This window comes from Paenibacillus sp. FSL P4-0113, from assembly GCF_038009305.1.
Lineage (GTDB): Bacteria > Bacillota > Bacilli > Paenibacillales > Paenibacillaceae > Paenibacillus > Paenibacillus polymyxa_D.
This window is the reverse complement of sequence record NZ_JBBPAZ010000001.1, coordinates 3410622-3423204: the sequence shown is the minus strand read 5'-3', so window position 1 is coordinate 3423204 and position 12583 is coordinate 3410622. Positions and strand designations below refer to the sequence as shown.

The following is a 12583-nucleotide window of genomic DNA, read 5'->3' as shown; positions in this document are numbered from 1 at the left end:
CTGAAAATGAAAAAGATACGGCTTTCCTTTCAAGGGAGTTTGCTGGCAGGAGGCGTACTGTTTGGTCTGATCGTGCTGCTTGGGTTATTGGCTCCATGGGTCGCTCCTCATGATCCTCTCCAAGTGGACCTTTTGAACCGTCTGGCACCACCCAGCCGGAAATATCCTTTCGGTACGGATCATCTGGGCCGGGATGTGCTATCACGGCTAATTTACGGGATTCGGATGAGCGTGCTAATCGCATGTGCGATTACTGTAGCTACGTTGTGCTTCAGTCTGCCTATAGGGTTGCTTATTGGTTATGTGCGCGGACGCGTGGACCAGCTGGTTATGCGAGGAATCGACGGGGTACTGGCTTTTCCTGATATTATTTTAACGGTGGCGATTGTCGGTATTTTGGGTCCGGGTTTTGTTAACATGACCCTTGCCATTATTGCGGTACGGTGGGCGGGCTATGTCCGATATATCCGTAGTCTGGTTCAAAAAGCCTGTCAGGAGGACTACGTTCGGTATGCCCGTTTATCCGGCAATTCACACGTACGTATACTGAGCCGTTATGTATTGCCACAAGCGTTGCCGCAATTGTTGGTTTATGCGGTATGGGATATCGGACGCGTGGTGCTGATGATCGCTGGGCTGTCCTTTCTTGGACTGGGGGTACAGCCGCCTAAGCCAGAGTGGGGCGTGATGCTGCATGATGCCACCTCATATTTTCAGGTGGCTCCGCATGTCATGATTTTCCCAGGCTTGGCGATTATGCTATTCGTACTTGCCTGCCAGCTTTTGGGCGACCGCTTTTCGGAAAAGGAGGCGGCCAAATAGTGGAGGATCAAACAGCCCTTGGGGGCAAGGATACGATAGAACAAGTGGCAGGTCGAAAACCGTTGTTACACGTGGAACATTTGGAAATCTGCCGCACAGGCGCAGGAGCAAGCAGAAGTGGGAGCAAACCACTGCTGCGTGATGTGAGCTTTTCCATATATTCAGGGGAGATTGTGGCCCTGACCGGACCGAGCGGATGCGGCAAGAGCCTGACCGCTCACGCAATCGCAGGCATGCTGGAGCCAGGTATCGGTGTTACGCATGGGCGTATCTACTATAACGGGGAAGACATTCTCCCGTTCCAGGAACGGCGCTGGCAAAGGCTGCGCCGAGAGGATATTGCCCTGCTGATTCAACAATCGCTGAGCGGGTTGAATCCGATCCGGACTGTCCGCGCCCAGCTGATGGACACACTTAGACTGCACGGGCGGCGTTGGATGCCGCAAGACCAGATGGAGCTGGGGCACGCTGATGCTACCCCATCCCACACTGCATCACAGCAAGTCCATCCACTGAGCGTGCTGTCACGGATGCGGCAGGTGCTGAGCCGTGCCTCTGAAATAGCCAGAGGAGGCGCTACTCCAGTGCGGGAGGCCTATTTGCGCTCTCTGCTCTGCAAGGTAGGGTTTGCAGATCCTGAGCATATTTTGTCGTCGTATCCTTTTGAACTAAGCGGAGGCATGTGTCAAAGGGTGCTACTGGCTGCCATGCTAAGCTCCGGTCCGAGCCTCTTTATTGCCGACGAGCCTACTACGGCGCTGGATGTGATCAACCGCGACAAGGTCTTGGCATTGCTGCGACAGTTGAGAGAAGACTTTGATCTCACCATATTGTTGATCTCACATGATCGCCAGGGTATGAGTCGCATAGCAGATCGAGTGTTGGAGATGAGCCCGGAAGGAAGGATGCACCAGTGATGCTGGAATTGAAGAATGTGACCAAAGCATACCCTGTCCGCAAACGGAGAAAAGGTTGGTTCAGCACGCAAGATAGCGAACAGGCCGTGAAGAAGGTGAGTCTGGAGATACGACAAGGAGAATGTCTTGGACTGGTTGGAGAAAGTGGAAGTGGCAAAAGCACGCTGGCACAATGTATTCTGGGGCTGGAGTCGTTGACCTCAGGAGAGATTTGGCTGGATGAACAGCCCATTCACACCGGAAAGATGAAGGATGTTCAGCTGTACAAGCGAATCCAGTTGGTTGCACAGGATTCGTCCTCCTCGCTACATCCCCGTATGACCATTCGAGATATTTTAATGGAGCCAATCCACAACTATTTCCCTGAGCGAAAAGCGCAGGCGCTGGATATTTGTCTGTCTCTATTGGAATCGGTAGGATTAGAGGCTGACAGTCTGGAAAAATACCCAGCTCAGCTGAGTGGCGGGCAAAAGCAGCGGGTATGTATTGCCCGAGCTTTGGCGGTGGAGCCAAATATTATCTTGTTCGATGAATCGATCGCCAATCTGGATACGACAACGCAGTCTTCTGTATTGGACATGCTCAAGAGAATGCAGGTGGAACGTCAGTTGTCCTACCTATTTATCACTCACGATCTCCCATCTACTCGTCAGTTTTGTGACCGCGTTGCCGTCATGGTTCAGGGGGAGATTGTGGAAATATTTAAGGAATGGGATGAAGAATTGTTACAGCATGAGTACACGCGTACTCTATTTCAAACGTTGGCGAATTAAGCCATAAGTTTAGGATTTTTCAAAATCCTCATTTCACAAATTTAAAAGAAATAAGAGGGTTGCTTGTCGAATAGTGTTGACAAAATTGAGCGTGATACCTATTCTAAATATGATTATGATAATCATTATCACATATATAGAAAAGGGGAAATACATTGATGTCCGTTCGACACCGCAAGACTGCTACCCTTATGTTGGTGGCGCTCCTCTTATTATCCGTTGTTTTGGGCTGCGCAAAGCAGGAGAACACACCTGCATCCACCTCTACTGACGGAGCTGCCAATGAAAAGTCGATCACGCTATCGTGGCCGCGTGACATTGGCACGATGAATCCTCATGTATACAATCCTTCCCAACTTTTTGCACAATCCATGGTTTATGAGCCGTTAGTCAGCTACAAGCAAGGAGGCAAGCTGGAACCTGCTTTGGCTGAATCCTGGACTATTTCCAAGGACGGTAAGACATATACGTTTAAGCTGCGCAAAGATGTGAAATTTTCGGATGGGACGCTATTTAATGCGGCCATTGTCAAAAAGAACTTTGACGCTATCATGAAAAATGAGAAGACGCACAGCTGGCTTGGTATAGTAGGCGTTCTCGACAAAACTGAAGCCGTAGATGACAGCACCTTCCGAATGACGCTCAAAGAGCCATACTACCCTGTGCTTCAGGATTTGTCTGTCGTTCGCCCGTTCCGTTTTCTGGGTGAAGCCGGGTTCCCGGATGATGGAGATACGTCCAAAGGAATCAAGAAACCTGTAGGTACAGGACCTTGGATGCTGGATGAATACAAGCAAGATGAGTATGCAACCTTTAAGCGTAATCCGAACTATTGGGGTACTGCACCGAAGGTGGATAAAATTACGGTAAAAATCATTCCCGATGGCGAAACCCGTGTGATGGCCTTTGAAAAAGGCGACCTGGATCTGATTTATGGAGAGGGTGTCATTAGTCTGGATGCCTTCAAACAGCTTCGCGACACGAATCAGTATGTTACCACGCTGTCCGAGCCTGTCGGAACAAGAAGTCTGTTGCTCAACTCGTCCAATCCCAAGCTGGCAGACCTTCGGGTACGTCTGGCGCTCCAGCATGGCTTTAACAAGCAGGCAATGGTGGAAGGTGTGACTTCAGGGCTGGAGGAAAAAGCGGATACGGTTTTATCCAAAAACTATCCGTATACGAATGTAAACCTACAGCCTGTTGGCTATGATGTGGAAAAATCCAAAGCGTTGCTGGATGAGGCTGGCTGGAAGCTGCCCGCAGGCGGTACAGTACGGGAAAAAGACGGACAACAGCTGGATTTTGAGCTGATTTTTGATAAAACCGATCCAATCCAAAAGGCGATGGCTGAAACCATTCAGGCTGAATGGGGAGAACTGGGTGTCAAAGTGAACCTGACCGGACTGGAGCTGACGGTTCAAATTAAGCGCCTTAGATCCAACCAGTTTGATCTGTACTTCTGGTATAACTATGGTGCGCCTTATGATCCGCATTCCTTTATTAACGTCATTGCCAAGAAGAGCTTCGGAATTTCCGAGACGCTGAGCGCCCTTCCGATGAAGAAAGATCTGGATCAGCAAGTACACGAGGCGCTCTCATCGACAGATGAAACCAAGCGCCAAGAGCTGTATGCTTCGATTCTGAAGACGCTTCAGGAGCAATCTGCCATTGTGCCTATTTCGTATATTAAGAAAACGGCAGTGTATCAGAAAAAGATTACGAACTTTGTATTCCCGGCCAACCGGGATGAAAATCCGTTTGGTGGGCTTGAAATCGGGAAGTAGTTAAAACCGAAGGGTAACGTTCGTTTACAGGATAGGAGGACAACTTATGATCAGCTATATCGGGAAGCGAATGGTAGCGGTCATTCCTATTGTTCTCTTTGCCACCCTCGTTACCTTTGCACTGATTCATATTTCACCAGTTGATCCGGCCGAGGCCTATTTGACGGCTGCTCATATTTATCCTACCCCAGAGATTCTGGAGCAGAAAAGACATGAGTTCGGGCTGGATCAGCCTTTGCTGACGCAGTATATGCATACACTTCAAAGAATCAGTCAATTGGACTTTGGTACTTCGTATCTGACCAACAAGCCGGTATGGGATGAGGTCAAAGTTCGGCTGCCCGCCACTTTTGAATTGGCTGTGAGCAGTATGGTGCTATCTATTCTAGTGAGTATCCCGTTGGGCGTGCTAGCGGCGATGCGTAAAAATGGCTGGATCGACATGCTTAGTCGAGGAATTTCATATTTTGGGGCGTCTATTCCCCAGTTCTGGCTGGGATATTTGTTAATCTTCTTTTTCTCTGTCCGATTGGATTGGCTCCCTGTAGAGGGGCGAGGAACGTGGCAGCATCTGGTGCTGCCCACGTTAACCCTGTCGCTGGTTCTGATTGCTTTATATACGCGCCTGCTGCGTTCCAGTGTGTTGGAGCAGCTGCAGGAAACGTATGTGCAGTATGCCAGAACTAGAGGACTCCGTGAGCGGGTGATCATGCTCAAGCATGTACTGAAAATTGCCATTGCTCCACTGATTACAAGTATGGGTATGAACCTGGGCAAACTTTTGACCGGAACGATTATTGTGGAGCAGGTGTTTTCATGGCCCGGGTTTGGCCGTTATTTTGTGGAGGCGATTTTTAACCGGGATATTCCCGTCATACAATGCTATGTGTTTTTGGCGGCATGCCTGTTCATCGTATGCAATTTGCTCGTTGATCTGGTGCATTTGTATATGGACCCCCGAATTTCATCGAAGGGACGAGCAGAGCAGTGATGATAAGATTGCGTACAATGTTCAAAGGTCAAAAGGTAATCGTGGTCTGCTCTGTCGTACTGGCTGCTCTTTTTATTATTATGGCGCTAGCTCCTTGGCTGGCTCCCCATGATCCGGTTAAAGTCAGTTTACTGCACAAGCTGGAGGGACCTTCCAAAGAGTACTGGTTGGGAACTGATCATTTGGGTCGGTGCAATTTATCCCGGTTGCTGTATGGCGCACGGATTTCGCTAGGCTTTGCAACCTTAATTTTCCTGTCCTCGCTTAGCATCGGCGTTGTGGTCGGGTCGCTTGCGGGTTATGTGGGCGGCTGGGTCGATAGTGTGCTGATGCGGTTTTGTGAAGGTATTATGGCGTTTCCGAATTTGGTGCTTGTGCTGGGCATTGTCGGTATTTTTGGACCGGGCCTCATGCAGGTGCTGCTTGCATTAATGATGGTGCAGTGGGTGTATTATGCCAGAATGTGCCGCAATATGGTCGTCAGTCTGAAAGAACGGAATTTTATAGCTGCCGCAAGGATCAGCGGGTCCTCCTCAGGAGCCATTATCCGGCGGCATATTATTCCGAATGTGCTGCGGCCGATTGTGGTCATTGGTACGCTGGAAATGGGCTGGGCGATCATGGATATTTCCGCGTTGTCGTTCCTCGGTTTGGGCATCCAACCGCCGACTCCCGAATGGGGAGCGATGATTCATGAGGGAACGGGATACATCCGCAGCCATCCGGAATTAATGATCTATCCGGGGGTTATGATTCTGGTGGTGGTGATGGCCTTCAATATATTGGGGGAGGCGCTGTCAGACCGATACGGAATTGCCAAACGTCAGTAAAACAGGAGTGAGTTACAACGATGGACGACAGGGCGAAGGTGCTGGAGGTCAGCGACTTACAGGTGAAGCTCAAAACCGATGCAGGAGCGGTGTCTCTGCTGGAGCCAATTCATTTTGAGCTGAGAAGGGGACAAGTTCTGGGTCTTGTCGGCGAGAGTGGAAGCGGCAAAACCGTGACTTGTAAAGCGTTGCTCCAATTGCTGGATCGCCAGACGATGGACGTGGAAGGTAGTGTCCGTCTGAACGGGCGTGAGCTGAACGGAATGGCGGCCGAGGAGATGCGCCGTATTCGGGGCAAGGAAATCGCGTTTATTATGCAAAATCCGATGAGTGCCTTTACGCCAGTGTATACGATCGGAGCTCAGTTTATGGAAACGGTCCGCACGCACACCGGATTAACCAAACGACAGGCCCGTGATCTTGCCATAACGGCTCTGGAAAATATGAATTTGCCCGATCCAGCCAAGCTGATGAAGCGTTATTCATTTCAGTTGAGCGGAGGGATGCTGCAACGGGTCATGATCGCCATTTCCATGTGCCTGCGGCCAGCAGTGGTTATTGCCGATGAACCAACGACGGCGCTTGATGTGGTCAATCAGCTACAGGTGCTAAGAGAGCTGGATCGCTTGCGTACGGAATACAATACGTCCATTTTGCTGATCTCGCATGATCTGGGCGTCATTTCCCAATTGGCGGATGAAGTGGCTGTCATGCAGCAGGGTCGTATTGTTGAGCAGGCTGAGGTCCATCAGTTGTTCGATCACCCGCAGGATGAATATACGAAAATGCTGCTGCATGTCAGACCCAAGTTGTCTCTTCGGGGCATAAATCAGGTAGGTGGTTAGTCGCCTGTTCGACGGTCACACTTTCAAAAGGGGAGCGAATGCGCATGCTACAAGTGAAGGAAGTAACCCATAGCTATGGAAGGCGCAAATGGCTGGGCCGCTCTGAACCACGTCCCCCTGTGTTGGCTAACGTTTCGCTTACTATAGAGAGTGGATTTTGCCTGGGCTTACTTGGAACCAGTGGAGCTGGTAAAAGCACGCTGGGCAAGATTATTCTAGGGCTGGAGAAGCCGCAGGAGGGTCAGGTTCTGTTCCAGGGACAGGACATTTATAATGCGAGTCCCCAGGTCCTCAGGGGACTGCGACGGGATATGCAAGTCGTATTTCAGGACTGCCACTCTGCTGTAAACCCCCGAATGACCGCTGGGCAGATTATTGGGGAGCCTTTGGACAATTACGAACGGTTATCGGCGCAGGAACAAAAAAGAACAGTCGAAAGCCTACTGGAACGGGTTGGCCTCAAGCCAGAGGATCGGATTAAATATCCGCATCAGTTCAGTGGCGGACAATTGCAGCGGATCAACATTGCACGGGCGATTGCGCTTAAACCAAAGCTGATCGTGCTGGATGAGTCCGTCAGCAGTCTGGATATGGTTCACCAGATGCACATTTTAACCCTGCTGGGAGAACTGAAATCTTCGTTTGGATTGTCATATCTGTTCATCACGCATGATATTCGGGCGGCATACGCCGTCTGCGATGGCATTGCTGTGATGGAGCACGGGAGATTGATCGAGCGCTGTGATGAGAAGGATCAGATTTTGGACTCTGCTCATCCCGCTGTACGACGGTTGATCTCGTCCATTTTGCCAGAGCATCCAGCAGAACGTTTTCCGCTTCATGGATAACAGTGGACCCGCAAGGGTCCTTTTTTTGTGCAACATATAGCTAAATAATCAATATGAAATTTACTTGTTGTATTATTTGAATAACCCGTTATAATATAAAATCATAGTAAATTACTTGGATATTAAAAAGGGGATGTCATAATATGAAGAAATCTGCTTTGGTAGCAGCGATTGGCCTATCTCTTGTGTTATTAACGGGTGCTTTGAGTGGATGTTCCTCGAAGGATGTGGCATCGGGGGACAAGGTGATCTATGTAGGCACACAAAATGACTACCCACCGTTTGCCTTTACGAATGATAAAAATGAGCTGACCGGATACGATGTGGAAGTAGTCAAGGAGATCGACAAGAAGCTGGACGGGTATAAGATTGAATTTGTACCTTCGGGTTGGGATGCGATATTCCTTGCCCTGGATTCGAATAAAGTTCAGATGATTGCAGATGAAGTTGCCAAAAATCCTGAACGTGAGAAGAAGTATTTGTTCTCGGATGAGTCCTATTTCTCGGCTCAGTCGGTTATTATTGTGAAAAAGGGTAGAACGGATATTCATTCCCTCAAGGATTTGGAAGGCAAGAAGGTAGCAGCCTCGGTAGGCGACTCCTACACACAGTTGCTGGAACAGTATAATGCGAAGAACGGGAATAAAATTATTTTAAAATACAATGATACAGGCACTTCGTCCGATAACCTTCAAGACGTGCAAAATGGCCGAGTGGACGCTTATGTGAATGATCCGGTTATGGCGGCGGCAACGATCAAGAAGGAAGGTTTGCAGGTGGAAGCTGTGGGCGAGCCGGTGCAAAGCGATAACATTAATCTGGTGTTCAAAAAGGATAAGCAGGGCGAAGAGCTGAAAGCTAAAATCGACCCGATCATTAAAGAGTTAAAAACGGACGGAACACTGAAAAAATTGTCTGAACAGTGGACAGGTGGAGAATTTATTCCTCAGTAATAACAATGTAAAGGGTAAAGTGGGGTTCCTATGGAAAAGCTGTTTGATCTTGATTATATGCTGAAAAGCCTTCCCCAGATCGTCGAGTATCTCCCCGTGACCTTATGGATTGCGTTTGTGTCCATGCTGCTGGGTGGGATCATCGGGTTAGCTACGGCCTTAATCCGGATATACAAGGTGCCTGTCTTGGCACCGTTATCTACGTTGTATGTCTCGTACATTCGGGGAACACCGCTCATTGTGCAGCTGTTTCTCGTATATTACGGAATACCCAAGTTTTTGTATTATTTTCAGAGCGAATATGGGTTCTTACAGCAATTCAATGTCTATGTCATTCCGCCCGAACTGTTTGCGTTGCTCTCATTTTCATTGAACCTCGGGGGATACCTGTCGGAGACATTTCGGGCGGCGATTCATTCGGTCGATCGGGGACAATTTGAGGCTGCTAATTCCATCGGCATGAGCCAAACACAAATTATGCTCAAAATTGTACTGCCGCAGGCGTTGACGGTGGCTTTGCCCAATTTGGGAAACACGCTGATCAGTACAGTGAAGGATACGTCTTTTATTTTTATGATTGGTGTCGTCGATATGATGGGACAGGCTAAAATTATGGGCGCGCGGGCGTTGGCTTTTTTTGAGGTATATGTTGCGGTGTCTCTGATTTACTGGTTGGTGTGTATTATTATTGAGCGCGGGCTTGTCGTGCTGGAGAAGCGTATTCGAATTTACGAAAGAAGTGAGTAAGGGTATGATTCAACTTCATCAAATTCATAAGCATTTTGGACAGCATCACGTGTTGAAGGGCATAGACCTGACGGTGGGAAAGGGAGAAGTCGTAGTGATCCTGGGCCCAAGCGGATCGGGGAAGTCCACGCTGCTGCGCAGCATTAATTTTTTGGAACAGCCGACCAGTGGTGTCATTGAAATTGACGGTGTAAAGGTAGACGCGGCCAAGGCGGGAAAAAAGGATATTCTCGGACTACGGATGGCAACGGCCATGGTATTTCAGCAATATCAGTTGTTTAAAAATTTGAATGCACTCCATAATGTGATGATTGGTCTGACCAGTGTGAAAAAGCTGGATCGTAAGCAGGCGAGGGAGATCAGTGAAGGCATTCTGGAAAAGGTCGGGTTAAAGGATCGTATGACTTATTATCCTGCCCAGCTTTCGGGTGGACAGCAGCAGCGAGTTGCGATTGCCCGTGCTTTGGCACTAAATCCGCAGGTGTTGTTGTTCGATGAACCGACATCTTCACTTGATCCTGAACTGGTAGATGAAGTGCTGTCCGTGATTCAAAAGGTGGCGAGTGAAGGCAATACGATGATTATTGTCACGCATGAGCTTGGTTTTGCGAGAGATGTAGCGGATCGGGTTGTGCTGATGGAGCATGGCGTGATCGTGGAGCAGGGACCCGTGGAGCAGTTTTTCACCAATCCCAAGGAAGAACGGACACGGCAGTTTCTGGGCAAAGCGTTGGTACAGAGAGCGCCACAGGAGCAGCCTGTATCCCCATAAGAAGTACGTGGATAGCTTATAGGTATGTGCAGCGCTGTGGACTTATTGCACCTATGTAAAAAGCACGTTAGACAAGTCGCAGGAGGAAGGAAAGCCCGCGCTTGTTTGTCGTGCTTTTTTGGCCCCTCATATCTCCAATTCTTTTCCATTGCAAAGTAGCTTATCACACTTATTCATGATAAATTCTAAGAACAATACAGTGAAGATGTAATCGGGAAGGAACATTGGATATGAAAAAGGTTTTGTTCATTAATACCGGAGGGACCATTTCTTCCTCCTATCAGGAAAACGGCCTGACACCGACCCAATCGGCTGAAAATATTTTGGCGGAAATTCCGGAACTGAAGGAGATTTGCGAGATTGATGCCCATAATCTGATGAGCATTGATAGCACAAATACACAACCTGAGGATTGGGCTTCCATCGCCCGGATGGTACATCGTTCGCTCGATCAATACGACGGTATTGTCATTGCACACGGCACGGACACGATGGCTTATACAGCATCAGCCTTGAGCTTCATGTTGGGAACTGTAGACAAACCCGTCGTCGTGACAGGTTCGCAGGTTTCTATTTTGGCGGAGCACAGCGATTCCAAAAAAAATGTAATCGACTCATTCCTGACCGCATGTGGCGAGGTGGCGGGGGTTTTTGTCGTGTTTAACGGCAAAATTATCAACGGTAGCCGCAGTTCAAAAATCAGAACACGCAGCTATAATGCTTTTGAGAGTATTAACTATCCGTATATCGGACTCGTGGAGAACGGTAAGGTGATCTATACGGAGGGCGTATTTGCAAATCGCGGTACCGCTCGTCACCCATACAACGACGGGTATGTTTCCGAAGTATTTCTGCTCAGGCTGATTCCGGGTACGAATCCGGCGATCTTCGATGCCATTCAGGGCTTGGGCTATAAAGGTATCGTCATTGAGGGCTTTGGTATGGGCGGCGTCCCTTTTAAAGAAAGAAGCCTGATCAGTAAAATCGAGGAACTGATGAAGGACGGTATGAGTATTGTCGTGACTACTCAATGTCCTTATGAGGGCGGGGATTTGACGATTTACGAAGTGGGGCAAAAGGTACTGGAGAAGGGTGTTATTCCGGGGTATGACATGACAACGGAAGCGCTGGTGACGAAAATGATGTGGGCGTTGGGGCAGACGGACGACCCGGCAGGGGTAGCCAAGATTATGGCAACGAACTACGCGGACGAAGTTTCCTTGCCTGCGGATACAGCTTCCTTATAGGAAGCTGATTTCCGTAGATGAGGATTTTGCAAAAATACCGGGTTAACGCTGGGCTTGCCCCAGTCTGCTTTTAATCTCAATAGCCACTTTCAGCGCTTGTACAGCTGACTCCAGTGGAATCAGGCTTTCCGGATGTCCACCAAAGCATTCAAGTGCATGGTCCAAACTTTTTTCGTATGGATTGGCAGATTCGAGGTTGATTTTTTGCTGTCCTGATGCGGTATATTCATATAATGCGGTAGGTATAAGATCGTTTTCGTCGCTTTCATGAAATACCAGCTTGGCCTCTTCAAAATACGCCTCATAGGCCACTGTGAATGGGTAGCTTCCCGGCAAGTGGGATGAGGCCATGACTTCTGTGAATGTATCCCGATGCTGAAAGTAAGCCCGAATCTGTGCTTGTTCAGGATGAGTAACTTCTGTACCCCAGACTGTACAAGGATCACAGGGGCCTAATAGCCAGGTCAATAAATCCAGTTCATGAATCATGAACTGAGTAGGGATGGAGCTTAGTCCAAGATCCCCCCATAGAGGAGACGTTTCTCTTTTCAAAGATAAGGAAATGAGCTTCCCGTATTTCTGTTGGCGGTATGCTTCATACAGATAGGTATAGGCAGGGTCAAACTTAATGAACTGGTTGACCAGAATCTTTTTGTCATATTGCTTCTCAGCTTGTTGCATAAGAAGAGCGTCTTCGAGATCAAAGCAAACGGGTGTTTCACAAAATACATGCTTACCGTGCTTCAGCGCGTCCACCGCATATGACCTATGCAGGTGGGAAGGCAGGCATAGATCGACGATATCCACGTCTGGATCCAGCAGAATATCCTCTATATTTTGTGTGACTTCTACGTTTAGCTCCTCTTTCAGCTTTTGCAGCTTGGCTTCGTTCCTTCCAAATACCATGATTCTGTTTACCTTGGGATGGTTGTTTAACAGTGAGGCATGATACGCGCCGAATCCCGTCCCCAATATTCCAATATTCATCATCCATCACACCTCTTTACTTCTATGATACACACCTATTACTGCCAACAGGGTGTCAACAATCTTT

At 48.6% G+C, this 12583-nt stretch carries 13 protein-coding genes; 12 read left to right on the top strand and 1 reads right to left on the bottom strand.

Going from position 1 to position 12583, the window contains the following annotated elements; all coding sequences use genetic code 11:
• Nucleotides 1-6: 6 nt before the first annotated feature.
• From MKX46_RS14630 to MKX46_RS14575, 12 genes are all read left to right on the top strand, one after another.
• A complete protein-coding gene (locus MKX46_RS14630) occupies nt 7-822 on the top strand; it encodes an ABC transporter permease (RefSeq protein WP_340886842.1) in 816 nt (271 codons plus the stop codon).
• Entirely contained in the window at nt 822-1739 is a 918-nt protein-coding gene (locus MKX46_RS14625; protein WP_340933688.1) for an ABC transporter ATP-binding protein, read from the top strand. The genes MKX46_RS14630 and MKX46_RS14625 overlap by 1 nt, the downstream gene beginning before the upstream one ends.
• On the top strand, nt 1736-2512 hold the full coding sequence (locus MKX46_RS14620) for an ABC transporter ATP-binding protein (RefSeq protein ID WP_341071399.1): 777 nt from the start codon (nt 1736-1738) through the stop codon (nt 2510-2512). The genes MKX46_RS14625 and MKX46_RS14620 overlap by 4 nt, the downstream gene beginning before the upstream one ends.
• A gap of 158 nt (nt 2513-2670) precedes the next feature.
• Nucleotides 2671-4296: a nickel ABC transporter substrate-binding protein gene (nikA, locus tag MKX46_RS14615; protein WP_069012270.1), complete on the top strand. Its 1626-nt coding sequence runs from the start codon at nt 2671-2673 to the stop codon at nt 4294-4296.
• Between the two features lie 46 nt (nt 4297-4342).
• Nucleotides 4343-5287, top strand: coding sequence for a nickel ABC transporter permease subunit NikB (nikB, locus tag MKX46_RS14610; protein WP_069012269.1), 945 nt, complete (start codon nt 4343-4345; stop codon nt 5285-5287).
• Nucleotides 5287-6117, top strand: coding sequence for a nickel ABC transporter permease subunit NikC (gene nikC, locus MKX46_RS14605; RefSeq protein WP_080658671.1), 831 nt, complete (start codon nt 5287-5289; stop codon nt 6115-6117). The genes nikB and nikC overlap by 1 nt, the downstream gene beginning before the upstream one ends.
• Before the next feature lie 20 nt (nt 6118-6137).
• Nucleotides 6138-6962, top strand: a complete 825-nt coding sequence (locus MKX46_RS14600; protein ID WP_069012267.1) for an ABC transporter ATP-binding protein — start codon at nt 6138-6140, stop codon at nt 6960-6962.
• A 38-nt stretch (nt 6963-7000) separates the two neighbouring features.
• The gene (gene nikE / locus MKX46_RS14595) at nt 7001-7810 is read left to right on the top strand and encodes a nickel import ATP-binding protein NikE (RefSeq protein WP_341040312.1); all 810 of its coding nucleotides are present in this window, start codon (nt 7001-7003) and stop codon (nt 7808-7810) included.
• A 143-nt stretch (nt 7811-7953) separates the two neighbouring features.
• Nucleotides 7954-8763: a transporter substrate-binding domain-containing protein gene (locus MKX46_RS14590; RefSeq protein WP_069012265.1), complete on the top strand. Its 810-nt coding sequence runs from the start codon at nt 7954-7956 to the stop codon at nt 8761-8763.
• Nucleotides 8764-8793: 30 nt separating this feature from the next.
• Entirely contained in the window at nt 8794-9510 is a 717-nt protein-coding gene (locus MKX46_RS14585) for an amino acid ABC transporter permease (protein WP_013312615.1), read from the top strand.
• Between the two features lie 4 nt (nt 9511-9514).
• Nucleotides 9515-10282: an amino acid ABC transporter ATP-binding protein gene (locus tag MKX46_RS14580; protein ID WP_029518797.1), complete on the top strand. Its 768-nt coding sequence runs from the start codon at nt 9515-9517 to the stop codon at nt 10280-10282.
• Between the two features lie 230 nt (nt 10283-10512).
• On the top strand, nt 10513-11529 hold the full coding sequence (locus MKX46_RS14575; protein ID WP_341071398.1) for an asparaginase: 1017 nt from the start codon (nt 10513-10515) through the stop codon (nt 11527-11529).
• Nucleotides 11530-11571: 42 nt separating this feature from the next.
• On the opposite strand, the gene MKX46_RS14570 is transcribed toward MKX46_RS14575, so the two are convergent.
• The gene (locus tag MKX46_RS14570; RefSeq protein WP_318627742.1) at nt 11572-12519 is read right to left on the bottom strand and encodes a Gfo/Idh/MocA family protein; all 948 of its coding nucleotides are present in this window, start codon (nt 12517-12519) and stop codon (nt 11572-11574) included.
• Between the last annotated feature and the right edge of the window lie 64 nt (nt 12520-12583).